Annotated in this window: 22 protein-coding genes and 2 tRNA genes; 19 read left to right on the plus strand and 5 right to left on the minus strand. The window is 66.4% G+C overall.

Features of this window, described 5'->3' with window-relative positions; all coding sequences use genetic code 11:
- Positions 1 to 17 precede the first annotated feature (17 nt).
- From trbB to ABE454_RS00200, 13 genes are all read left to right on the plus strand, one after another.
- Positions 18 to 983 (plus strand): P-type conjugative transfer ATPase TrbB, encoded by a 966-nt coding sequence (gene trbB / locus ABE454_RS00140; RefSeq protein WP_346508748.1) that lies wholly within the window; start codon positions 18 to 20, stop codon positions 981 to 983.
- Positions 980 to 1327 (plus strand): TrbC/VirB2 family protein, encoded by a 348-nt coding sequence (locus ABE454_RS00145; protein ID WP_346527812.1) that lies wholly within the window; start codon positions 980 to 982, stop codon positions 1325 to 1327. The genes trbB and ABE454_RS00145 overlap by 4 nt, the downstream gene beginning before the upstream one ends.
- On the plus strand, positions 1324 to 1581 hold the full coding sequence (locus ABE454_RS00150) for a VirB3 family type IV secretion system protein (RefSeq protein WP_253107885.1): 258 nt from the start codon (positions 1324 to 1326) through the stop codon (positions 1579 to 1581). Before ABE454_RS00145 ends, ABE454_RS00150 begins: the two co-directional genes overlap by 4 nt.
- On the plus strand, positions 1575 to 4034 hold the full coding sequence (gene trbE / locus ABE454_RS00155) for a conjugal transfer protein TrbE (RefSeq protein ID WP_346527814.1): 2460 nt from the start codon (positions 1575 to 1577) through the stop codon (positions 4032 to 4034). The genes ABE454_RS00150 and trbE overlap by 7 nt, the downstream gene beginning before the upstream one ends.
- Positions 4031 to 4756, plus strand: a complete 726-nt coding sequence (gene trbJ, locus ABE454_RS00160; RefSeq protein ID WP_346527817.1) for a P-type conjugative transfer protein TrbJ — start codon at positions 4031 to 4033, stop codon at positions 4754 to 4756. Before trbE ends, trbJ begins: the two co-directional genes overlap by 4 nt.
- Positions 4757 to 4763: 7 nt before the next feature.
- Positions 4764 to 6089 carry a P-type conjugative transfer protein TrbL gene (trbL, locus tag ABE454_RS00165; RefSeq protein WP_430825278.1) on the plus strand — a complete coding sequence of 442 codons (1326 nt, stop codon included), beginning with the start codon at positions 4764 to 4766 and terminating at the stop codon, positions 6087 to 6089.
- Position 6090: 1 nt separating this feature from the next.
- Complete coding sequence (gene trbF / locus ABE454_RS00170; protein WP_430825280.1) at positions 6091 to 6912, plus strand: conjugal transfer protein TrbF; 822 nt, start codon at positions 6091 to 6093, stop codon at positions 6910 to 6912.
- A complete protein-coding gene (gene trbG / locus ABE454_RS00175; RefSeq protein ID WP_346508379.1) occupies positions 6909 to 7895 on the plus strand; it encodes a P-type conjugative transfer protein TrbG in 987 nt (328 codons plus the stop codon). The genes trbF and trbG overlap by 4 nt, the downstream gene beginning before the upstream one ends.
- Positions 7892 to 9127, plus strand: coding sequence for a TrbI/VirB10 family protein (locus tag ABE454_RS00180; protein ID WP_346527819.1), 1236 nt, complete (start codon positions 7892 to 7894; stop codon positions 9125 to 9127). The genes trbG and ABE454_RS00180 overlap by 4 nt, the downstream gene beginning before the upstream one ends.
- A gap of 13 nt (positions 9128 to 9140) precedes the next feature.
- Positions 9141 to 9356, plus strand: a complete 216-nt coding sequence (locus ABE454_RS00185; protein ID WP_200165115.1) for a DUF2274 domain-containing protein — start codon at positions 9141 to 9143, stop codon at positions 9354 to 9356.
- 1 nt (position 9357) lies between these two features.
- Complete coding sequence (locus tag ABE454_RS00190) at positions 9358 to 9696, plus strand: DUF736 domain-containing protein (RefSeq protein WP_200165114.1); 339 nt, start codon at positions 9358 to 9360, stop codon at positions 9694 to 9696.
- A complete protein-coding gene (locus ABE454_RS00195; protein WP_346527821.1) occupies positions 9686 to 9946 on the plus strand; it encodes a hypothetical protein in 261 nt (86 codons plus the stop codon). The genes ABE454_RS00190 and ABE454_RS00195 overlap by 11 nt, the downstream gene beginning before the upstream one ends.
- Before the next feature lie 211 nt (positions 9947 to 10157).
- Positions 10158 to 11711, plus strand: coding sequence for a recombinase family protein (locus ABE454_RS00200; RefSeq protein ID WP_346508383.1), 1554 nt, complete (start codon positions 10158 to 10160; stop codon positions 11709 to 11711).
- On the opposite strand, the gene ABE454_RS00205 is transcribed toward ABE454_RS00200, so the two are convergent.
- Positions 11697 to 11771 (minus strand) — tRNA-Asn (locus ABE454_RS00205). The two genes, ABE454_RS00200 and ABE454_RS00205, sit on opposite strands and share 15 nt — an antisense overlap.
- A 111-nt stretch (positions 11772 to 11882) precedes the next feature.
- Here ABE454_RS00205 and ABE454_RS00210 point away from each other — a divergent pair.
- Positions 11883 to 12692, plus strand: coding sequence for a TrmH family RNA methyltransferase (locus ABE454_RS00210; RefSeq protein WP_346527823.1), 810 nt, complete (start codon positions 11883 to 11885; stop codon positions 12690 to 12692).
- 54 nt (positions 12693 to 12746) lie between these two features.
- Here the strand turns inward: ABE454_RS00210 and ABE454_RS00215 are convergent.
- Positions 12747 to 12820, minus strand: a tRNA-Cys gene (locus ABE454_RS00215).
- A gap of 132 nt (positions 12821 to 12952) precedes the next feature.
- Here ABE454_RS00215 and ABE454_RS00220 point away from each other — a divergent pair.
- The 3 genes from ABE454_RS00220 (at position 12953) to ABE454_RS00230 (ending at position 16045) form a co-directional block, all read left to right on the plus strand.
- The gene (locus tag ABE454_RS00220) at positions 12953 to 13582 is read left to right on the plus strand and encodes a protein-L-isoaspartate O-methyltransferase family protein (protein ID WP_346527824.1); all 630 of its coding nucleotides are present in this window, start codon (positions 12953 to 12955) and stop codon (positions 13580 to 13582) included.
- Positions 13583 to 13745: 163 nt separating this feature from the next.
- Positions 13746 to 15320 carry a TolC family outer membrane protein gene (locus ABE454_RS00225; RefSeq protein ID WP_346527826.1) on the plus strand — a complete coding sequence of 525 codons (1575 nt, stop codon included), beginning with the start codon at positions 13746 to 13748 and terminating at the stop codon, positions 15318 to 15320.
- A 161-nt stretch (positions 15321 to 15481) separates the two neighbouring features.
- Positions 15482 to 16045 (plus strand): DUF2497 domain-containing protein, encoded by a 564-nt coding sequence (locus ABE454_RS00230; RefSeq protein WP_346527829.1) that lies wholly within the window; start codon positions 15482 to 15484, stop codon positions 16043 to 16045.
- Positions 16046 to 16079: 34 nt separating this feature from the next.
- On the opposite strand, the gene recG is transcribed toward ABE454_RS00230, so the two are convergent.
- Positions 16080 to 18170, minus strand: coding sequence for an ATP-dependent DNA helicase RecG (gene recG / locus ABE454_RS00235; RefSeq protein ID WP_346527832.1), 2091 nt, complete (start codon positions 18168 to 18170; stop codon positions 16080 to 16082).
- Between the two features lie 87 nt (positions 18171 to 18257).
- Here recG and ABE454_RS00240 point away from each other — a divergent pair, with 87 nt between their 5' ends.
- Together ABE454_RS00240 and mfd are read left to right on the plus strand one after the other, a co-directional pair.
- Positions 18258 to 18587, plus strand: a complete 330-nt coding sequence (locus ABE454_RS00240; protein WP_346527834.1) for a succinate dehydrogenase assembly factor 2 — start codon at positions 18258 to 18260, stop codon at positions 18585 to 18587.
- Positions 18587 to 22036, plus strand: coding sequence for a transcription-repair coupling factor (mfd, locus tag ABE454_RS00245; protein ID WP_346527836.1), 3450 nt, complete (start codon positions 18587 to 18589; stop codon positions 22034 to 22036). The genes ABE454_RS00240 and mfd overlap by 1 nt, the downstream gene beginning before the upstream one ends.
- Before the next feature lie 37 nt (positions 22037 to 22073).
- Here mfd and ABE454_RS00250 read toward each other — a convergent pair whose 3' ends face one another.
- On the minus strand, positions 22074 to 22886 hold the full coding sequence (locus ABE454_RS00250) for a TrmH family RNA methyltransferase (protein ID WP_346527838.1): 813 nt from the start codon (positions 22884 to 22886) through the stop codon (positions 22074 to 22076).
- On the minus strand, positions 22886 to 23782 hold the full coding sequence (locus ABE454_RS00255) for a class I SAM-dependent methyltransferase (protein WP_346527841.1): 897 nt from the start codon (positions 23780 to 23782) through the stop codon (positions 22886 to 22888). The genes ABE454_RS00250 and ABE454_RS00255 overlap by 1 nt, the downstream gene beginning before the upstream one ends.
- Position 23783 lies beyond the last annotated feature (1 nt).

Raw genomic sequence — 23783 nt, forward strand, 5'->3', positions numbered from 1 at the left:
TCGGTCGACGCCGCGCCATGCTGCGTACGGCGATGGGGCCCGCGATCGCCGAAGCACTGGCCGATCCTGTGGTCATCGAGATCATGGTCAATCCGGACGGCGCGTTGCGGCTGGATCGGCTCGGCGAAGGCCGCATCGACACCGGCGTGAGGATGACGCCGCATGACGTTGAACGGATTGTCCGTCTCGTCGCCGATCACGTCCGTGCGGAAGTCCATCCTAACGCGCCCATCGTCTCGGCTGAACTTCCGACGTCGCCCGGCGGGAGCGGCGGCGAACGGTTCGAAGGCCTTCTCCCTCCGATCGCCACTGCGCCCTGTTTCGCGATCCGTAAGCCCGCCGTGAAGGTCCATCGCCTTATCGACTATATCGCGGACGGGATGCTCGCGCCGGTTCAGGCCGACGTCCTTCGGCGTGCGGTCGTGGATCGCAAGAACATCCTGATCGCCGGCGGCACCTCGTCCGGGAAGACGACTTTCGCAAATGCGCTGCTCGCCGAGATGGCCGGGCTCGACGAACGGATCATCCTCATTGAGGACACCCGCGAGCTGCAATGCGCGGCGGCGGACACCGTCCCGCTGCGTACGCGGCCCGGCGTCGCCGGCATGGCCGAACTCGTGCGCTCGACCCTTCGCCTTCGGCCCGATCGGATCGTGGTCGGGGAGGTGCGGGGGGCCGAAGCGCTCGACATGCTCAAGGCCTGGAACACCGGCCATCCGGGCGGGATCGCCACGCTACACGCCAACTCGGCGCACGCCGCGCTCTACCGGCTCGAACAACTCGTCGCCGAAGGCGTCGTCACCGTGCCGCGCCGCCTGATCGCCGAGGCCATCGATCTCGTCGTCTTCATCCGCGGTCGGGGCGTCGGGCGGCGGATCGAGACCGTCGCCGAGGTGACGGGCCTCGACAGCGACGGCGCCTACGCCGTCACCGACCTCAATCCCCCTCAGCTCAAGGCCCTTCTCAGAGGAGAACTCCCATGACGCGTTCCTCGAATGCCCGCCTGGTCGCCCCGAAGACGCCCGGCTCCACCCTGTCCCTCGCCGCGGTCAGCGTCCTTCTCATTCCGGCGGTCGCGCTGGCGGCAGGCTCCGGCATGCCCTGGGAAGAACCGCTCCAGAAGGTGCTGGAGTCGGTTCAGGGGCCGGTCGCCAAGATCGTCGCGGTCCTCATCATCATCACGACCGGGCTCGCCCTGGCGTTCGGAGAAACCTCGGGCGGCTTTCGCAAGCTGATCCAGATCGTGTTCGGCCTGTCGATCGCCTTCGCCGCCTCGAGCTTCTTCCTGTCCTTCTTCTCCTTCGGCGGCGGAGCGCTCATCGCATGAGTGTCGAAGGCTTCGAGGTTCCGCTGCATCGCGCGCTGACCGAGCCGATCCTGCTCGGCGGCGCGCCGCGCGGCGTGGCGATCCTCAACGGGACGCTCGCCGCCGCGATAGGGCTCGGTCTCCAGCAGTGGATCGCCGGCCTCATCATCTGGCTCGTCGGACACAGCCTCGCGGTCTTCGCCGCCAAGCGGGACCCGGACTTCGCCGCCGTCGGCGTCCGCCACCTCCGGCAGAAGGGGTGGTGGTCATGCTGAACCTGGGAGAATACCGCCGCACCGCCGACCTTCTCGCCGATCATCTGCCCTGGGCGGCCCTGGTCGCGCCCGGCGTGGTCCTCAACAAGGATGGGGCGTTCCAGCGCACCTTGCGCTTTCGAGGTCCCGATCTCGAATCCGCGACGGAGGCCGAACTGGTTTCGGTCTGCGCGCGGGCGAACAACGCGTTGCGCCGTCTCGGCTCAGGCTGGGCGCTGTTCTTCGACGCGGTCCGCGCTGAAGCGCTCGGCTATCCCGACAGCGCCTTTCCCGATGCGGCATCCTGGCTGGTGGACGAGGAGCGGCGGGCGCATTTCGACGGACGGCGCGGGCAGCATTTCGAGAGCCGCTATCACCTTACGTTCTGCTACCTGCCGCCCGCCGATCAGGTCAATCGCGCGGAGCGCGCACTTCTGGAGCGGGACACCCCGGACGTCGGTCGTGACTGGCGTCACGAACTGCGGGCGTTCGTCGCCGAGACTGATCGCGTCCTCGATCTCCTCTCCGGTTTCATGCCCCTGGTGCACGGCCTGGATGATGCGGAGACGCTGTCATTTCTTCATTCCGCGATTTCGACGCGCCGCCATCCGGTCGCCGCGCCGTCGACGCCGATGCATCTGGACGGCCTTATCGTCGACACCCCGCTGTCGGGCGGCATCGAGCCGATGCTGGGCGACGAGCATCTGCGGACCGTCACAATCCTGGGCTTTCCAAACACGACCGGTCCCGGTCTGCTCGACGCGCTCAATCATCAGAACTTCGCCTATCGCTGGGCGACCCGCTTCATCTGTCTCGACAAGACCGAGGCGAACAAGGCGCTGACCAAAATCCGGCGCCAATGGTTCAACAAGCGCAAGTCGATCGCGCAGTTGATGCGCGAGGTGATGACCAATGAGCCGGTCCCGCTGACCGACACCGATGCCGACAATAAGGTGGTCGATGCGGACCTAGCCCTGCAGGCGCTCGGCGGCGACCATGTCGCCTTCGGCTATCTGACCACGACCGTCACCGTGTCCGATGTCGATCGAGCCGCGGCCGAAGAAAAGGTCCGCGTCGTCGAGCGGATCGTCAACGGGCTCGGCTTCACCTGCATCCGCGAGTCCGTCAATGCGGTCGAAGCTTGGCTCGGAAGCCTCCCCGGCCATGTCTACGCCAACGTCCGTCAGCCGCTCGTCCACACGCTGAACCTCGCCCACCTCATGCCGTTGTCCGCGGTCTGGGCCGGGCCCGTTCGAAACGCCCACCTCGACGGTCCGCCGCTTCTCTATGCGGAGACCAGCGGAGCGACGCCGTTCAGGCTGTCGACCCATGTCGGCGACGTCGGCCACATGCTCATCGTCGGGCCGACCGGGGCGGGCAAGTCGGTGCTGTTGGCGTTGCTCGCCCTACAGTTTCGCCGCTACGCCGGATCGCAGGTCTATATCTTCGACAAGGGGCTGTCGGCGCGGGCGGCGACCTTGGCGATGGGCGGCGACCATATCGCGCTCGGGGAGGGGGACGCGCTGGCGTTCCAGCCGCTCCGCGACATCGACGACAACGCCGAACGCGCGTGGGCCGCCGACTGGATCGCCGAACTTCTCAGCCATGAGAAGCTGATCGTGACGCCCGAGCTGAAGGAGATGCTCTGGTCGGCGTTGGCAAGCCTTTCCAGCGCGCCGCCCGAAGAGCGCACCCTGACCGGCTTGTCCATCCTGCTGCAATCCCAGGCGTTGAAATCCGCGCTCGCGCCGTGGACGCTGGAAGGGCCGTTCGGACGACTGCTGGACGCCGCCGAAAACCGGCTGACCCTCGCCGACGTCCTGTGTTTCGAGACCGAAACCCTGATGGACACGCCCAGCCTTGTGCTGCCGGTGCTGAGCTATCTCTTCCATCGCCTGGAATCCCGGTTCGACGGTCGTCCGACCCTGCTCATCCTCGACGAAGCCTGGGTCTATCTCGATAATCCGACCTTCGCCCAACGCATCCGCGAATGGCTCAAGACGCTCCGAAAGAAGAACGTCAGCGTCGTCTTCGCGACGCAGTCGCTGGCCGACATCGCCGACAGCAGCATTGCGCCGGCCATCATCGAAAGCTGCCCGCAACGCATCTTCCTTGCGAACGACCGGGCCGTCGAGCCGCAGTCCCGCGCAGCCTATGAACGCTTCGGCCTGAACGAGCGTCAGGTCGAACTCATCGCCCGGGCGACGCCCAAGCGGCACTATTATCTCCAGTCGCGCGGCGGAAACCGACTGTTCGAACTCGCTCTCGGCCCGGTTGCGCTCGCGCTTTGCGGCGCGTCCGACCCCGCGACGCAGGCCTGGATCGACGACCTTCTGAAAGCACCGGGGGCCGAGGCTTTCCGCGTGGCCTTCCTGCGCGAGCGCGGCCTTGCCTGGGCCGCCGACCTCCTCAGCGATTTTCCCGGCGCGGCTTCAGCCGAGCCATTCAACCAGCAGAAGGAGCCGACCTCATGAATTCCCGCATCCTCATCGCCGCCATTCTGGCCTCGACCGTGGCCGCCGGCGCGCTCGCGCCCGTTTCGCCGGCCCACGCCCAGCTCAAGGTTTTTGACGTCACCAACTACAGCCAGAACGTGCTGACGGCCGCGCGCACCCTCCAGCAGATCAACAACCAGATCACGGCGCTTCAGAACCAGGCGACCATGTTGCAGAATCAGGCGCGCCAGCTCCAGCGTCTGGACTTCTCTTCGCTGGACCAGCTCACGCGCTCCATCGAGCGCATCGACGGCCTGATGGCTCGCGCCGAAGGCATCGCCTTCGACGTCGCCGCAACTGACGCGGCGCTGCGCGAACAGTTTCCGCAGACATTCGATCGAAGCCTCAGCACCGACCAGATCGTCCAGCAGGCGCGCGCCCGGCTCCAGTCATCCTTGCAGGGCTATCGCCAGACGATGCGCGTTCAGGCCCAGGTCGTCGAGAACGTCCGGGCAGACGGCGCCTTGCTCACCGATCTCGTCGCGCAAAGCCAGGCCGCGACCGGCGGCTTGCAGGCGCAGCAGGCCGGCAATCAACTGATGGCGCTCGTCGCCCGTCAGCAGCTTCAGCTTCAGTCGATGATGGCGGCGCAGTATCGCGCCGACGCCATCGAACAGGCGCGCCAGCGACAGGTCATGGAAGCGGCTCACGAGCGGACCCGGCGGTTCATCGGGACTCGCCCCACCTATACGCCGCAATAGGCCGCGCATGATGGACCCGGCCCCGAACCTCAACATCATCGACCGCTTTCTGGCGGCCTTCTCGCAATACATCGACAGCGGGTTCGGCCTGCTCGGCGGCGACGTCGCGTTTCTCACCACCATCCTGATCGGGCTAGACATCACGCTGGCCGGCCTGTGGTGGGCGATGGACGCGGACAAGGACGTCCTGGGCCGGTTCCTGAAAAAGGTTCTCTACGTCGGAATCTTCGCCTTCATTCTCGGCAACTTCCAGCACCTCAGCGACATCGTCTTTCGCAGTTTCGCCGGACTCGGCCTCACCGCGGGCGGCGGCACGATCGGCCCTGACGACTTGCTGAAGCCGGGCAAGCTGGCCTCCGTCGGGTTCGACGCAGCCAAGCCGATGCTGACGGCGATCGAGGACATGGTCGGCTTCCCCGAGGTGTTCGGCAACGCCCTGTCGATCCTCGTGCTGTTTGTCGCCTGGCTGATCGTGGTGCTCGCCTTCTTCATCCTTGCGATCCAGATCTTCCTGACGGTCGTCGAGTTCAAGCTGACGACGCTGGCGGGCTTCGTGCTCGTCCCTTTCGCCCTGTTCAACAAGACGAGCTTCCTCGCCGAACGGGTGCTGGGCAACGTCGTCTCGTCGGGCCTGAAGGTCATGGTGCTCGCCGTCATCGTCGGCATCGGCGCCGGCTTCTTCGAGATGTTTCTCGCGGCGGGTTCTGGCGAGCCGGATACGGCCGCCGCGATGACGCTGGTCCTCGCGTCCCTTTCCCTGCTCGGTCTCGCCATCTTTGGTCCCGGCGTCGCCTCCGGCCTCGTGTCCGGCGCGCCGCAACTCGGGGCGGGCGCGGCGGTCGGCACGGTCGCGGGCCCCGCCATCCTCGGTGCAGGAGGCGCAGCGATCGGCGCGCGCGCCTTGGGCGCGGTCGCATCCGGCGGAATGGCGAGCTTGCGCGCGGGAACGGCGATGGGGTCCGCCGCGCGGGCGTCCTATCAGCTTGGTCAGGAAGCGGCCGGCAAATCCACGGTGGGCGCGGGTGCCGCGGGCATGGCGCGCGCCGCAGGCGGAGCGATGCGGCAGAGCGCGCAGTCGGCCAGCTCGCGCCTTTCGCAGCCGTTTCGCGAGAGCGCCCAGAAGGGACGGGACGCCGCCTGGAACGCCGTGAACGGTGCGCCGCCGTCCGCACCTGGCGCGCGTCCCGGCGCGGCGGCCGCCCCGGCGTGGGCCCAGCGGATGCGCGGCGAACAGACGTCCCGCCACCGAATGCACATGGCCGCTCAGACCGTGAAGGACGGCGACCGTCCGGGCGCGCCCGCCAATCCCGACCTCAGTCAGAAGGACGACTAGCATGAAATTCAAGCGACCCATCCAACGCTATGGCCGGACGCCGCAGCCGGAAACGCCCTATCAGCGGGCCGGTCAGATGTGGGACGACCGGATCGGCTCCGCCCGCGTTCAGGCCCGCAATTGGCGGCTGATGGCCTTCGGCTGCCTCATCATCAGCGGCGGGCTCGCGACCGGCAACGTCTGGCAGTCGACCCAGAGCCGCGTGGCGCCCTATGTGGTCGAGGTCGATCGGCTCGGCGAGGCGCGGTCGGTCGCGCCGGCCATCCAGAACTATCGCCCGACCGACGGCCAGATCATCTGGCACCTCGCGCGCTTCGTCGCCAATGTCCGTTCCGTCTCGACCGACCCTGTGTTGGTCAAGCAGAACTGGCTGGAGGCGTACGACTTCGCCACGGACCGCGGAGCGCGGTTTCTCAATGAGTACGCCCGCACCAACGACCCGTTCGCCATGATCGGCGAGCGCAGCGTATCGGTGCAGGTCACCAGCGTCGTGCGCGCCTCGGATTCGTCGTTCCAGGTGAAATGGGTCGAGCAGACCTATGAACGAGGCAGCCTCGCCAGGACCGAGCGCTGGACGGCGATCCTGACGACGGTCTTTCGCACGCCGAAAACGGCGGACGCGCTTCGCAAAAACCCTCTTGGTCTGTTCGTCAACGCGATCGACTGGTCCCGCGAACTCGACACGAGCGCGCCGGTGCAGCCTCAATCCATGCTTCCGCGTGGGACGCCGCCAACTCGGCCCGCCGCGGCCTTGGAGCCGCCGACCGGAGCGGCGCCGCATCCGAACCCTCCCATCGCCGCCCCTGAAGGAGATACGCCGTGATCCGTTTGCTGCTTGCCGGGGTTTCCGCCCTGGCGCTCGCCGCGTGCGCGGGGAAGACCCCTCCGCCTGCCATCGCATATGACCCCGTCGATTTTCACCTCGCCGTCGTCGCGGCGGAACCGCCGACCCCGGTCGAAATCGTTGAGACCCCGATTCCGTTGCCGCTGCCGGGCCAACTCCAGCCTCCGCCTGCCGCGCGCCGCGAGACCGGCTCGCCCACGGCCCGCGTCGAGGCCGCAAACCACGCCGCGACGCAGGAGCCGTCACGCGCGGGCTACGTCAACGCCGTGCAAGTCTACCCTTGGACCGAGGGGGCGCTCTACCGGCTCTACGCCGCGCCGGAACGAGTCAGCGACATTGCGCTTCAACCCGGCGAGGAACTGATCGCGGTCTCCGCCGGCGACACTGTGCGCTGGGTCATCGGCGATACGGTGAGCGGGGCCGGCGACCATCGGCGGGTGCATGTCCTGGTCAAGCCCTTCGCGGCAGGGCTGCACACCAATATGGTCATCACCACGACGCGTCGCGCCTATCACCTCGCGCTCGAAAGCACGGATGCGACCGCGATGGCGGCCATCTCGTGGACCTATCCGCAAGACCGGTTGCTGGCGCTGCAAAGGCGAAATGATGCGGCTGCGGCGGCGCAGACCGTCGCGCCCGCCGTCGCCGTCGAGAACCTGCGCTTCCGCTATGCAATCACTGGCGATGCGCCGCCGTGGCGGCCGCTCCGCGCCTGGGACGACGGGGCGAAGGTTTATATCGAATTTCCGGCCCGACTCGATCAGGGCGAGGCGCCGCCGCTGTTCGTAGTCGGCCCGCTCGGCGACGCCCAACTCGTGAATTACCGGGTAAGCGGACACCATTACATCGTCGACCGGCTGTTCGCTGCGGCGGAACTGCGCATGGGCGAAGCGCCGCAGGAGGTCGTGCGGATTACCCGAACCGATGGCGATCAGCGGCGTGGCCGGAGGGCGTCGCGATGATCGACGAGCACGACACGCCCCGGGCGACCCCGCCTCGTGAAGGTGCGCCCAAGTCGTCACCCGACGCCTTTACCTTGCGCGCCGCGCCGCGCCGCATCGTCCGGTTCAAACGCAGCGTCGTAATCGGCGGCGCCGCGGCCGGGGCGGCGGTGATCGCCGGCGTCGCCTGGCTCGCGCTGGGGCCAGCGACGCTTCGGGTCGCAGAGCCCGTTGACGAGCCGGTCGTGACGGATCGCCGCGCAACCGCCGACGCCGTCGCGGACCTCCCAGGCGACTACGGCTCCATACCGCAACTCGGGCCGCCGCTTCCGGGCGACCTCGGACGGGCGATCCTTGATGACGAGCGCGTGGGAGGCCGCGCGTCCCCCGATGAGGAAGCGCCGCCGCTATCGGCGGAGGAACAGGCGCTGGAGGCGGGGCGTCAGCGTCAGGCGGCGCAGGCGGGCCAGGCGCGCGAGTCCGGCGTGATGGTGCAACTCGCGCGTCAGGCTCCCGCCACGGCAGAAGCCGCCCAGATGGGGGCGGTCACGGCGGTCGCGCCCGTCGGGGCAGGGGAGGGACAGCCTGGCATCGATCCCCAACGCGATCCGAACGGCCAGCAGCGCAAGATCGATTTCGTGGCGCAAGGGCCGTCCTCGACGATCAACCCGCATCGCATTCAGGAGCCGGCTTCGCCCTATCAGATCATGGCCGGCAGCGTCATCGCGGCCAGTCTTGTCACGGGTCTGCGCTCCGATCTCCCTGGCTTCGTCACCGCCCAGGTCACGGAGAACGTCTATGACACCGCGTCAGGCCGCATCCTGCTTATCCCACAAGGCGCGCGGCTGATCGGCGCCTATGACAGCGTCGTGGCCTTCGGTCAGAGCCGGGCGCTTCTGGTCTGGCAGCGCATCATCCTGCCTGACGGCGCTTCGATTCAGCTCGACAACTTCCCTGCGACGGATGCCGCGGGCTACGCCGGGCTCGCCGACAAGGTGGATTTCCATACATGGCGACTCCTCAAGGGCGTCGCGCTTTCCACCCTGCTCGGGGTCGGAACGGAGCTGACCATCGACGGCGAGAGCGACCTCGTCCGGGCCATCCGCGAGTCGACCCAGCAGTCCAGCAGTCAGGCCGGGCAACAGATCGTCACCCGGAATCTCGACGTCCAACCCACCATCACCATCCGCCCCGGATTTCCACTGCGCGTGATCGTCCACAAGGATCTCGTGCTGCGTCCGTGGGCCCGCTGAGAGGAGAGACCCAATGCTGAAGCTCGGCAAACTGCCTGATCGGACGCCGATCAAGCTCACCATCACCGTGACGCCGGACCTTCATCGGTCGCTGGCCGACTACGCCGCCGTTTATCGCGAGGCATACGGCGACAAAGCCGAAACCGCGGACCTTATCCCGGCGATGCTCGAAGTCTTCCTCGCCGGCGACAGGGAGTTCGCCAAGGCGCTGAAGGCGAAGGGAGGCTGAGATGGGCGTCATCGGAAAGTTCAAGCCGACCAAGCAGGGCGGCTGGGAAGGCCGCATCGAAACCCTCCTCATCGACCGGAAAATCAGGTTCGTTCCGAACGACGACCGTCGAAACGACAACTCGCCGGACTATGTCGTCATGCTCGGCTGGTCGCGCGTCGGCGAGGCCTGGAAAGCGACGTCGCGGGGAGAGAATCCGCGAGACTATCTCCGCGTTCGGTTGAACGACCCCTGGTCGGAGCCGAAGCGTGCGACCCTGTTTCCAGCGCCGGACGGCGCCACCGCCGAGCTGGTCTGGAGCCGCCAGCACCGGATGCGGGATTGGGACGATGAACCCTGACCGCCGCTCTGTGTCGCCCATCCCGAAGAAAGACGTTCGTCCGTCGCGGCGCGGCGGCCACTTTTCCGCGGATCTCGCGCGTGACGCGCAAGCGCACTTCCAGAAGCAGTCGATAGGGGAAGTTTCAGAAGTCGAGGCGCGGGCGATGCTCGCCGATCTGACGGACTTCTTTCGTATCCTGATCGAATGGGATTCGAAGCGTAGAGCAAAGCCTGGACGGTCTATTCCAAAGTCACGCAAGAAGGAGTGATGAGACGGATCACGCCCTGGTGTCGCGTTGCAGTAAATTTTCGTATGTAATTGAAATATATAGCAACATTCTTAGGTTTGCGAGTTATTTGCTTGATTGGTTCTGCTGGGTCGCTAGGATTCTGCGTCCGGCGTTGTTGATGCTCTTTTCTGGATTGAGCCGTTGCCGCGCCGTTATCGCCTTTGCTCGGCGACCTTAGCGGGAGACAGATATGGCCAGTCGGAAAGTCGCGCGTTCTGCACCAGTTATCGAGATAAGACGGGCTGTTATGTATGCTCGTGTTTCATCGAAGGAGCAGGATCGGGAAGGATTTTCCATCCCGGCTCAAACCAAGCTGATGAAAGACTACGCCGATGCCAACGATATTCAGGTGGCGCGGGAATTTGTCGACGTTGAAACCGCCAAGAAGAGCGGGCGCACCAGCTTCAACGAAATGCTGCAATACGTTCGCCGGCACCCTACAGTTCGGACGCTTCTGGTCGAAAAGACCGACCGACTCTATCGCAATCTCAAGGATTGGGTGACGGTCGACGACCTCGACATCGAAATTCATTTCGTAAAAGAGGGCGTCGTCCTCTCGCAGGACTCCCGCTCTTCAGAAAAGTTCATGCACGGCATCAAGGTGCTGATGGCGAAAAACTATATCGACAATCTGTCGGAAGAAACCCGAAAGGGCATGTTGGAGAAGGCCGAACAGGGCCTGTGGCCGACAGTCGCACCGATCGGCTACCTGAACGTCGAAGGTCCGAACGGTAAGAAGATCATCACCATCGATCCGGCGCTCGGTCCGCTCGTTCAGCGCCTATATGAGTGGTATTCTACGGGCCAATACTCGCTAAAGGACGTTTCCAAGAAGGCTCGGCAGGCTGGCCTGACCTACCGGAAGAGTGGCGCTCCCATAGGCGTAAGCACGGTCCATACGATCCTGCGGAACCGAATTTATACCGGCGCCTTCGAATGGCTGGACAAGGTCTATCAGGGCTCCCACGCGCCGTTGGTTTCCGAGGACCTTTGGGGCGCGGTCCAGGATGTCCTAGATGGGCGCAAGGCGGCCAACATTCGCGCCAGCGTAAACGACTTTCCGTTCACCGGCATGATGACGTGCGGTCATTGTGGTTGCGCGATGGTCGCTGAGATCAAAAAGCAGCGATACATTTATTACCACTGCACGGGCTTCAAAGGAAAATGCGGCGAGCCGTATGTCCGCGAGGAGGTGCTGGAGCAGCGATTCGCCGGACTGTTGCGGCAACTGCGATTCGATGATGCTGCTTTTGAACTGATCCAACGCGCCTTGCGCGAAAGTCTCCAGGATGAAACCCGCGAGCGTAGGGCGGCGATTGAGCGGCTCCGCGGCGAGGCCGATCGGCTACAGGCTCGCATCGAGCGAATGTACGAAGACAAACTCGACGGGGTGATCTCCGACGACTTCTATCGCCGGATGCAAATCGTATGGCGCGAGGAGCGGGATCGTTGCCTGAAGGACATTGAGCGGCACCATAGCACTGATGACGAGTATATCGATAACGGGATTGCGCTGATCCGTCTCGGACGGGAAGCACACGATCTCTTCGAGCGGGCCTCCGCTTCAGAGAAGCGAAGGGTGCTGAATCTCGTACTTTCGAACTGCTCGTGGGCCCATGGAGAGCTTACGGCAAAGTTCCGTCAACCGTTTGATTTGTTGTCGGAAACCATCGCCCAAGCCACCCTCCCAAAGAAGGGGGAAACGGGCGATTTGCCCGAAAATGAGAAATGGCTCCGCGGGTAGGATTCGAACCTACGACCAGCCGATTAACAGTCGGCTGCTCTACCACTGAGCTACCGCGGAACATCCCCTCGGGGGAGGCCGGCGTATAGCAGCGCCTTTTCGATTCATGCAACGGGTAAAAGGCAGAAATCGCCAAATTTTTTCGTAAAGCCCTGCGCTACAAGGCTCCGCATGACGCCAATCCCTGTGAACGACCCGGATGACCCGCGCATCGCCGCCTTTCGCGATGTGAAGGAACGCGATCTGACAGGTCGGCAGGGCCTGTTCATCGCCGAGGGAGAGGTCGTGCTGCGCGTTCTCGCGTCCGAAGCGTCACGGTGCGCGCCTGTGGCGGTTCTGATCGCTGAAAAGCGGCTGGAGGCGCTGGGGGAGGTGCTGGAGCGCCTGCCGGGCGATGCGCCGCTTTATGTGGCGTCCCAGTCGGTGCTGAACGCCGTGGCGGGTTTTGACCTGCACCGGGGCATATTGGCGCTGGGCCGTAAGCCGCAGCCGGTAGAGCCGGGCGACTTGCTGGACAGTTTGCCGGAGCAGGCTGTCGTCGTCGTGGCGTGCGGAATCGGCAATCACGACAATATGGGCGGCCTGTTCCGCAATGCGTCGGCGTTCGGCGCCGGCGCGGTGCTGTTGGATCAGACCTGCTGTGATCCTTTTTACCGTAAGGCGATCCGCGTTTCTGTGGGGGCGGTTCTGAGGACGCCGATGGCGACCGCGCTGGAGGCGGGCGCCATGATCGATCTGCTGCAGGGCAGGGGGTTCGAGGTTTTGGCGCTGACGCCCTCGGCGGAACAGGCGCTGGCGGCGTTCAGGCCGGGCAGGCGCACGGCGCTGCTGTTGGGCAGCGAAGGGCCGGGGCTGCCGCGCGAGATCATCGCGCGCTGTCGTCCTGTCGGCATCCGTATGGTGGGCGGCTTTGATTCGCTGAACGTGGCGGCGACCAGCGCCGTGGCCCTGCACCATCTGTCGACGGCGGATCAAAGATAGGGCCGGAAACAGGAAAGCCGCCCCGAAGGGCGGCTTTGCCGATGTTCATCGCGATGGAGGCCTGACCGGGAATCGAACCCGGGTGCAAGGATTTGCAGTCCTCTGCGTCACCACTCCGCCATCAGGCCGTGACCCCATTTTTCAGGGGCCCCGCCATCGCGAGGGCCGTCAGCTATCAGATCGGATTGTCCGCTGCAACGCACGGACCTATAAGCGCGTCACATTTCTTGGCCTGAGCCGACCTGTAAGGACTTCGGATTATGGATTTCGCCGCCGCCCGCAAGGTGATGCTGGACTCGCAGGTCCGCGTGAACGACGTCACCGACCGCCAACTGCACGCCGCCATCGGCGCTGTGCAGCGCGAGCGATTCTGCGCCGCCGACCGGACCTTCTCGGCCTATGCCGATGTCGAGCCCGAAATCGCGGGCGACCGCCGTTTGATGCTGCCGCGCGATGTGGCCAAGCTGTTGCAGGGGCTGGACGCCCGCACGGGCGAGAAGGCGCTGGCGATCGCAGCGCCCTATGCGGCTGCGGTTCTGGCGCACATGGGCCTGAGCGTGACGGCACAGGAATCGGACGCGGCCGTGTTCGAGGTGGTCGGCGCCGCACTGGCGGAGGCCGGTGTTGAAACCGTAACGGCGCCCCTGAGCCAGCCGCAGGGCGAAGGCTATGATCTGATCGTCAGCGAGGGCGGTGTGGTCGAGCGGCCTGACGCCTGGATCGCCGCCCTGCGCCCGGGCGGCCGTCTGGCCGTGGTGGAGCGCGACGGCGCCAGCGGCGCAGCGGTGCTGTATGTGCGCGGCCGTGAGGGCGTGTCGCGCCGTGAACTGTTCGACGCCGCCCCGGACCTGCTGTCGGAAATGGTTCCGGCCCCGGCGTTCGCACTTTGAGACTGACGTTCGCGCTTTAAAAAAGGCGTGTGGCGGCGCGACGGAAGGGGTGTCGCGCCGCGTGAAAAAAACTTAACTGGCGTCGGGCGTTCATAGCCCCCAACTACGCCGGTACAAGGCACTACAGGCGCGCCGGATGGGGGCGTCAGGCAGGGACAGGTTCATGTTGAAACGCTCGCGCGCGCTCGCTTCGGTCGCACTGGTCGCATTGACGATGGGGGCGACGCCGGTTCTGGCCGAGTCGCTGCAGGAAGCCATCGCGCTGGCCTATCGCACCAACCCGACGCTGCTGGCGCAACGGGCGAATCAGCGGGCGCTGGATGAAAGCATCGTTCAGGCCCGCGCCGGTCTGCGGCCGACGGTGAACGCCTCGGCGGGCGTCAACTACAGCCATACCCGCACGGATCGCGTGACCACGACCACCCCGGCGCAGAGCTTCCCCATCGACACCAATGGCGACGGCGTGCCGGATGCGACAGGCGTTCTGCCGGCCCGCACCACCGTCACGGGCGGAAAGGACGAGACCGACAACGCCACCGCCAGCATCAGCCTGAGCCAGAACATCTGGACCGCCGGGCGGGTGACGCACGGCATCTCTGCGGCCGAAGCCAATGTGATGGCGGGGCGCGAGAACCTGCGTCAGGTCGAACAGCAGGTGATGGCCTCGGTCATTCAGGCCTATGCCGATGTGACGCGCGATCTGGAGATCCTGCGCATCCGTCAGGAAAATCTGGCCGTCCTGCGCCGCCAGCTGGACGAATCGAATGCTCGCTTTGAAGTGGGCGAGATCACCCGCACCGACGTCGCCCAGTCCGAATCCCGTCTGGCCCAGTCCGAATCCGATCTGGCGGGCGCGCAGGCGCAACTGTCGGTGTCGCGTGCGACCTATGCCGCCGTGGTCGGCCAGGCGCCGTCCAACCTGCAGGCCATGCCGGTTCTGCCGGGGCTGCCGGGTGATTTCGACAGCGCCATGGATGTCGGCCTGGCTGAGAACCCCGGCGTGCTGTCGGCTGTTCACGCCCACCGCGCGGCTGAGGCCAATGTGGCGGCGGCGCGGGCGGAATATCTGCCTTCTGCGCGTCTGAGCGCCTCTTACGGCGGCACGTCCAATGACCTGTCGGGTCTGGACCTTGGCGACCGCACCAGCTTCACGGCGGGCGCCACCGTTTCCGTGCCGCTGTTCACGGGCGGTCTGAACCGTTCGCGTGTCGCTCAGGCGCTGGAGCGCGCCAACGCCGCCCAGATCAACGTCGAGGGACAGCGCCGCACGGTTCTGCAATCGGTTAGCTCGGCCTATGCGCAAAGCACCTCGGCCCGCTCCAGCGTCCAGGCGGGCGAACAGGCTGTGCGCGCCGCGTCGGTCGCCGCAGAGGGCGTGCGTCAGGAAGCCCAGGTGGGCCTGCGCACCACGCTGGACGTGCTGAACCAGGAACTGGAACTGCGGAACGCCGAGGTCTCCCTGACCAGCGCCCGTCGCAATGAATATGTGGCTCAGGCCCAGCTTCTGGCGGCCATGGGGCGTCTGGGCGGGCCGAACCTCGACCCGGCGATCGACGCCTATGACCCGGCCGAGAACTATCGCGCCGTGCGCAACCGCGGCGCCCTGCCGTGGGATGGCGTGATCGAGGCGATCGACCGCGTCGCCGCCCCGGCCACGACGCCCGCGACCGATGTCGAGGATGCGCCGGTCGACCGCCAGCTGAAGGGCGAAGTCGTCCGCACTGCGCCGCGCGGCTGACAGGCCGGGCGCAAAACGTCCGTTGATTCCGGCGGGCGTTGATGCGACGACAGTAGGGAAAGGGGGAGGCGAGTCTTGTACCCGCGCCCCCCGGAGTCGTCCGCCTTGTCCGTATCGGCGTGCGACCTTTTTCGACCAAGCGCCCAGGTTGAGGCCCCGACATGACCGAACAAGCCGCCCAGGAACCGACGATGGAAGAGATTCTGGCGTCGATTCGCCGGATCATCTCTGAAGACGACGCCCCGGCCGAAACGGCCCCGGCAGCCGAGGCGGCGCCTGAGCCGGTCGCCTCTGAGCCGGAGCCTGCACCGGCCCCGGTCGAAGAAGAAGTGCTTGAATTAACTGAGCCTTATGAGGCACCTGCGGCCGAAGCTATCGGCGATCTGGACGTGGCGGACGCCGCGCCCTTCCCGACGGAAGCCGCACCCGAGCCGGAGCCCCAGCCTGTCGCCGCCGCGCCTGTGACGGACGCTCTGGTTGGCGAAAGCGCCGCCGCCAGCGCCGCCTCGGCCTTCGCCGGACTGGCCGCCAGCTTCCAGAAGCCCGAGCCTGCGCCGGTCGCTTCGGCCGCCGATATGAACTTCATGAGCGGCAACACGGTCGAGGCCATGGTCCGCGAAATGCTGCGTCCGATGCTGAAGGACTGGCTGGACGCCAACCTGCCCGCCATCGTTGAGGCCCAGGTTCGCAAGGAAGTCGAACGCATCGCCCGCAACGCAGGCTGATCGCTTAAAACTTCGCAGAATTTTACAACGCCCCTCAGTCCGCTGAGGGGCGTTCGTTTTTCCAGTCGAACAGGGCTTCCAGCAGGCGCACGGCCTGACCGCGCTCGCTGGTCAGATCGGGGTCGCGGCCCAGCAGCAGACGCGCATCGTCCGCCGCCGCCAGCAGCAGCGACCGATGCCGGATCGGGTCGGCGAAGCGATAGGCCGGGAAGCCGCTCTGCTTCAGGCCCAGCGGGTCGCCGCCGCCGCGCAGACGGAAGTCCTCTTCGGCGATGACGAAGCCGTCCTCGGTGCGACGCAGGGTTTCCAGCCGTTCTTTCGCCGTTTCGCCCAAGGCGCCGTCCTCGCCGCCATACAGCAGGATGCAGGAACTGGCCTTGGCGCCGCGTCCCACGCGCCCGCGCAACTGGTGAAGCTGAGCCAGACCGAAGCGGTCGGCGTGTTCGATCACCATGATGGAGGCGTTCGGCACGTCCACACCGACTTCGACCACGGTCGTGGCGACCAGAACGGGCAGGCGACCGGCCGCAAACTCGGCCATCACCGCCTCGCGCTCGGCGCCCGGCATCTGGCCGTGGGCGAGACCGACCTCAGTTCCCAGCAGTTTGCGCAGATCTTCGGCCCGATCCTCGGCGGCGGCCAGGTCGATGGCTTCAGATTCGGCGACCAGAGGACAGATCCAATAGGCCTGGGCGCCCGCCTCGACGGCTGCCTTCAGCCGTTTGGCCACCTCGCCGATGCGCGCCAGCGGCAGGACGGCCGTCGTGACGGGCGTGCGGCCCGGCGGCTTTTCCATCAGGCGGCTGACTTCCAGTTCGCCATATTGCGTCAGTTCCAGCGTGCGCGGGATCGGCGTCGCCGACATGGTCAGCAGGTGAACGCCGCCCAGGGCCGGATCGCCCTTGGCCTGCAAACGCTGACGCTCGCGCACGCCGAACCGATGCTGCTCGTCGATGACGGCCAGCGCCAGTCGATGGAAATGCACGGCGTCCTGGAACAGGGCGTGGGTGCCGATGGCGACCTGCGCCTCGCCCGACGCCAGAGCCGCCAGCTTGCCGCGCCGTTCCGCCGCCGTGTCGCGCCCGGTCAGCAGCAGGCTGGACACGCCCGCCTGATCCAGCATCGGCGACAGCTTGTCATGGTGCTGGCGCGCCAGAATCTCGGTCGGCGCCATCAGGGCGGCCTGAAAGCCGCTGCTGGCGGCATCGGCCAGAGCCAGAGCCGCGACGGCTGTCTTGCCTGATCCCACATCGCCCTGCAGCAGCCGCCCCATCTGCTCGCCGGAAGCCAGATCGGCGCGGATTTCGGCGACGGCCTGTTCCTGCGCGCCGGTCAGGGCGAATGGCAGGGCGGCCAGCAGGCGGGCGGACGCCTCGCCCGGCGCAATGCGGGCGGCGGGCGTGATCTGGCGGGCGCGGCGACGGCGCGCCAAGGCCAGCTGGTGCGCGAACAGTTCGTCATAGGCCAGACGCTGGCGCACCGGGGCGTCCGGCATCAGCTCGGCCTCGTTCGTCGGTGCGTGCAGGACCTCCAGCGCCGCGCGCCAGCCGACCCAGCGCCGCGCCGTCAGCCAGTTCGGTTCCTGCCACTCCGGCAACTCGGGCGCGAGGGCCAGCGCACCCTGCGCCAGCTTGCGGATCTGGCGTGAGGTCAGCCCCTGCGTCGCCGGATAGACGGGTTCCGACAGCGGAATCTCATCCGCCTTTTCGACCGGCAGGATGTAGTCGGGGTGGGCGATCTGGACTTCGCTGTTGAAGCGTTCGACCTTGCCGGTCACCAGCCGCCGCGACCCGCGCGGAGCCAGACTCTCGATATGGCGCGGCGATCCGGCGAACCAGATCAGGTGGATGAAGCCCGTCTCGTCGATGGCGCGCACCTTGATCGGCGCGCCATGCTTGTGCGGCGGAATCAGGCGGTCGATCGTCACATCGAAGACGCCGATCTCGCCGTCGACGGCCTCCATCGCTGTGGTGCGGCGCCGCTGGATCACGCCGCTGGGCGACAGGAACAGCACGTCGCGCACCAGCGGACCCGCCACCTTCTGCACCAGCGGCGCGCTGCGCGGTCCCACGCCTTTCAGCGTGGTGATGTCCGCGAACAGGGGAAAGAGAATCTCGGGCCTCATGATGATGCAGCATAGCTGGCGCAGCGGCGTCTGGAACGCTATCTGATCCGCCTCTTACCGAAGTGAACGGACAGGCAAGGAAACAGCGTGGCCGATATCGACGCACGTCCCGAGGACGCCCAGAACCCTGACGACCGCAAGACGCGCCTGGGGCGCATCGCCTTTCGCGCCTGGCGCCGTGGCTTTCGCGAGGCCGACATGGTGCTGGGGCCGTTCGCCGATCAGGTCGCGCCGACGCTGGACGATGCTGAACTGACCGAGTTCGAGCGCCTGCTGGATGAAGAGGACCAGTATCTCTACGCCTGGATCATCGAGCGCGAACCGACCCCGCCCGAGTTTGAAGGCCCGATGATGGCCCGCATCCGCGCCTTCATGCGCGCCCATGTCGCCGCCGAAGTGGCCAAGGGCATCGGCTGATGGACGGAGCGCTGGCGCGGACCGACATGGAGCTGGGCGGCGCGCCGGAGGGGCTGGACGCCCTGATCGTCGCCGATCGCATCAAGGCGCAGGGCGGCGTCGCCCTGTTCGTGGCGCGCGATTATCAGCGCTCTGGCAATTTCATTCAGGCGTTCCGCTTCTTCGCCAAGGATGTTGAAGTTCTTGAATATCCATCGTGGGACTGCCTGCCCTATGATCGGCTGAGCCCGACGGCTTCGGTCGCGGCGCAGCGCATGGCGACCCTGACGCGACTGGCGACGCGTGATCCGGCGGACAGGACGCCCTTGTTGGTGGTCGCCACCGTGGCCGCCGCCGCCCAGCGCACGCCGCCGCGCAGCGCCGTGACCGGCGCCGGGTTCGCGGCCAAGGTCGGCGCCGATCTCGATACGGCGGCTCTGGAACGCTACGTCACAGCCAACGGCTATGTGCGCGCTTCCACCGTGTCGGAGCGCGGCGAATACGCCATTCGCGGCGGGGTGATCGACGTCTTCCCGCCGGGGTTTGATGAGCCGGTGCGCCTGGACATGTTCGGGTCTGAACTGGAATCGATCCGCGCCTTCGATCCCGAGACACAGCGCTCGACGCGCCAACTGAAGGCGGTTTCGCTGTCGCCAGTGTCGGAAGTCCTGCTGGACGCGGACGCCATTTCGCGGTTCCGCAGCGGCTATCTGAACCTGTTCGGCGCGCCGGGCGACGAGCCGATGTACGCCGCCGTCAGCGAGGGCGCGCGCCGTCAGGGCGTCGAGCACTGGCTGCCGCTGTTCTACGACCGGCTGGATACGCTGTTCGACTATCTGCCGGATGCGGCGCCGGTCTTTCTCGACAGTCAGACGGAGCAGGCGCGCGCAGAGCGCTGGAGCCTGACCGTCGATGCCTATGAGGCGCGCAAGGAGGCGGCGCGCGGCAAGGGCGGAGCGGCCTATCGCGCCCTGCCGCCAGCACGGCTCTATCTGGATGACGGCGACTGGAACAGCGCCTTGGCCGGTCGCGCCGTGCGTCGCCTGTCGCCGCTGGCCGCTGGTTCGGGCGAGGATGCGGGCGGTCGACTGGGGCGCAGCTTCGCCGCCGAACGCTCGCAGGACAGCGTCAACCTGTTCGCCGCTGTGGCCCAGCACGCCGAGGCGCTGAAGGCGCAGGGCAAGCGCGTCCTGTTCGCCTCATGGTCCGAAGGTTCGGCGGAACGTCTTGCCGCCATGCTGGGCGATCACGGCCTGACGCACGTCGTGGCGGTGCGCGACTGGGACGATGTGCAAGGCGCGCCGGACGGGATCTATCTGCGCGCGGTGCTGCCGGTCGAGCATGGCTTCGCCACCGACGATCTGGCCGTCATTTCCGAGACAGACATTCTGGGCGACCGTCTGGCGCGGCCCAAGCGAAAGCGGCGTGCGTCCAACTTCCTGGCGGAAGCGTCGGCCCTGACGGCGGGTGATCTGGTCGTCCATCTGGATCATGGTATCGGCCGTTATGAGGGCCTGCGGACGCTGGAGATCCAGGAAGCGCCGCACGACTGCCTCGAACTCCTCTATGCCGGTGAGAGCAAGCTCTACCTGCCGGTTGAAAACATTGATCTTCTGACCCGCTACGGCACGGACGCCGAGGGAGTTCAACTCGACCGTCTGGGCGGCGCGGGCTGGCAGGCGCGTAAGGCCAAGGCCAAGGAGCGCCTGCGCGCCATGGCCGAGGGGCTGATCGCACTGGCCGCCAAGCGGGCGCTGAGGGTGTCCGACGCCATTGTGCCGCCCGCCGGCCTGTTCGACGAGTTCTGCGCCCGCTTCCCTTATGAGGAAACGGACGATCAGCTGAACGCCATCGGCGACGTGCTGGAAGATCTGGGCAAGGGCACGCCGATGGATCGTCTGATCTGCGGCGACGTCGGCTTCGGCAAGACTGAAGTGGCTCTGCGCGCCGCCTTCGTGGTGGCCATGACCGGCCAACAGGTCGCCATCGTCTGCCCGACGACCCTGCTGGCGCGTCAGCACTTCAAGACCTTCAGCGAACGCTTCGCCGGCTGGCCGATCAAGGTGCGCCACCTGTCGCGCATGGTCACGGCCAAGGACGCGAACGAGACGCGCGCAGGCCTGAAGGACGGCAGTTTCGAGATCGTGGTCGGCACCCATGCGGTGCTGGCCGATCAGGTCGGCTTCAAGGATCTGGGCCTCGTCATCGTCGACGAGGAGCAGCATTTCGGCGTCAAGCACAAGGAGAAGCTGAAGTCCCTGCGGGCCGATGTTCACCTGCTGACCCTGACGGCCACGCCCATTCCGCGCACGCTACAGATGGCCCTGTCGGGCATCCGCGAGATGTCGATCATCGCCACCCCGCCGGTCGATCGTCTGGCGGTGCGGACCTATGTCACGCCGTGGGATCCGGTGCTGGTGCGCGAGGCCCTGCTGCGCGAGAAATATCGCGGCGGCCAAGCCTACTACGTCGCGCCGCGCCTGAAGGACCTGCCCGACATCGAGCGGTTCCTGCGCGAACAGGTTCCCGAGGTGAAGTTCGTCGTCGGCCACGGCCAGATGAGCCCGACCCAGTTGGAAGCCGTCATGAGCGCTTTCTATGATGGTGAATATGACGTTCTGGTCTCGACCACCATCGTCGAAAGCGGCATCGACATTCCGACGGCCAACACCCTTGTCGTGCATCGCGCAGATATGTTCGGCCTGGCCCAGTTGCACCAGATCAGAGGCCGCATCGGTCGGTCGAAGGCGCGGGCCTTCGCCTATCTGACGACCGACCCGACCAAGCCGCTGAGCCTGTCGGCGGAGCGGCGTCTGCAGGTGCTGCAGTCCCTGGACAATCTGGGCGCGGGTTTCCAGTTGGCCAGCCACGATCTGGACCAGCGCGGCGGCGGCAACCTGTTGGGCGACGAACAGTCGGGTCACATCCGCGAGGTCGGCGTCGAACTGTATCAGCAGATGCTGGAGGACGCCGTCGCCGAACTGCGTGAGCAGGGCGAGGCGGCCCCGGATCGCGGCTGGTCGCCGTCGATCAACGTCGGCGCGGCTGTATTGATTCCAGAGGAATATGTTCCGGACCTGAATGTCCGTCTGAACCTGTATCGTCGCCTGTCCGACGCCGAAAAGATGGAGGACCGCGAGGCCATGGCGGCCGAACTGATCGACCGGTTCGGCCCACTGCCAGATGAGGCGCAGCAGCTTCTGCGGATCGTCGGCATCAAGGCCAACTGCCGCACGGCGATGATCGAGAAGATCGACATCGGGCCCAAGGGCGCGGTGCTGACCCTGCGCAACAACACCTTCCCGAACCCGATGGGGCTGGTGGGCCTGATCCAGAAGAACCATGCCTTCTGGAAGATCCGCCCAGATCAGAAGATCGTGGTGAAGGGCGACTGGCCGACGGCGGAGGACCGCCTGAAGGTCGCCGAGCGCATCACCGCCGATCTGGCGCGGGTGGCAGGCGCCGCCTGAGTGAAGTGCTGTCTTTAGGTCGACCGGATCGGTAGACTTAAAGACCGGCGCCGTAGGCCGCGTCGGTCACGGCATAGACCATGACGCCTGTCGCGACGGCTAAATTCAGGCTGTCGGCCCGGCCGCGCATGGGAATCTTGACGTTCAGATCGCAGGCGGCGGCCAGTTCGTCGGTCAGGCCCGCCTGTTCATTGCCCATCATGATGAGGGCCGGGTGGCGAACCGGGCTGTCGCGATAGCCGTGGGTGGCGTCCAGGCGGGTGCCGATCACGCTGCCGGGCCATGAAGCGCGCCAGGTCAGGAACTCTTCGCGCGTCGCCTTGCTGATGGTCACGGCAAAGACCGAGCCCATGGTGGCGCGCACCGCCTCGACTGAGAAGGGGTCCACGCAGTCGCCGATCAGGATGACGCCGCCACAACCGGCCGAGTCCGCCGTGCGGATGATGGTGCCCAGATTGCCGGGATCGCGAATCTGCTCCAGCGCCACCCAGCAGGGCTTGGCGTCGGGCCGGATGGCGTCCAGCGGCGTATAGACCTGTTCGAACACGCCCAGCACCGTCTGCGGATTGTCGCGGCGGCTGATCTTTTCGAGGATGGCGTGGGTGACGACGATGATCTGGCCGCCGCTCTCCAGTGTCTCGGCCTTGGCCCGGTCCAGCAGGGGGTGCGGCCGGGCGTCCTGACCGACCAGCAGCATGACGGGCGCGCGGCCCTGATCCAGCGCCTCGCCGATAAACTTCAGTCCCTCGGCCAGAAAGCGGCCCGTCGCTTCGCGCTCCTTGCGCATATGCAGGGCGCGGACGGCCTTGATCGTGTCGTTGGTCAGGGAGGTGATGAGGCGTTCGGTCATCAGGCGCTCCATCTGGCGAAGAAGGACAGGCCGATGGCGCGGGCGCGCTCGCCGTCTTCGGACAGGGCCAGTTCGCCCCAGTCGATGCGGCCGCCGCGATCATGCGCCGCCTCGGCAATCATATGGGCCAGAGACAGGCCCGAAATGCGCGCCGCATAGGCGTTCAGCAGCAGGAAGGAGGCGTCGTCGGACAGCAGGGCGGCGCAGTCCTTGAGCAGGTCCGGCATGTCCTCGAACAGGCGCCAGACCTCGCCATTGGCGCCGCGCCCGTATTTCGGCGGGTCGAGGATGATGCCGTCATACTGGCTGCCGCGACGCACCTCGCGCGCGACGAATTTGCGGGCGTCCTCGACGATCCAGCGAATGGGGCGGTCGGCCAGACCGGACAGTTCCGCGTTCTCACGGGCGTAGGCGACGGACTTCTTCGAGGCGTCGACGTGGGTGACATGGGCGCCCGCCGCCGAACAGGCCAGGCTGGCCACGCCGGTATAGCCGAACAGGTTCAGGATCTTCGGCTGCTTCAGGGTGCGGACGCGCGCGTCCAGCCATTCCCAGTTGGCCGCCTGCTCGGGGAAGAAGGCCAGGTGTCGGAACGGGGTGAACCGGCCCATGAAGCGCACCTCGCGCCATTTCAGCGGGAAGGCGTCGATCGGGCCGTGCTGGTCGAAGCGCCAGCGGCCGGAATCCTCTTCCTCCTGCTGCGGATCGAACATGGCGTTGGCGCGGTCGAAGGCGGCTTCGTCGTGGGCTTTCCAGAAGCATTGCGGCTCGGGGCGCACCACTGTGTAGCGGCCGTAACGCTCCAGCTTGCGGCCGTCGCCGCTGTCCAGAAGGGCGTAGTCCGACCACCCGCGCGTGACGAGGGTTTCGGGCGTGGAGGAGAGAACCGGAGCCATG

Source organism: Brevundimonas diminuta (assembly GCF_039673845.1).
GTDB lineage: Bacteria > Pseudomonadota > Alphaproteobacteria > Caulobacterales > Caulobacteraceae > Brevundimonas > Brevundimonas diminuta_E.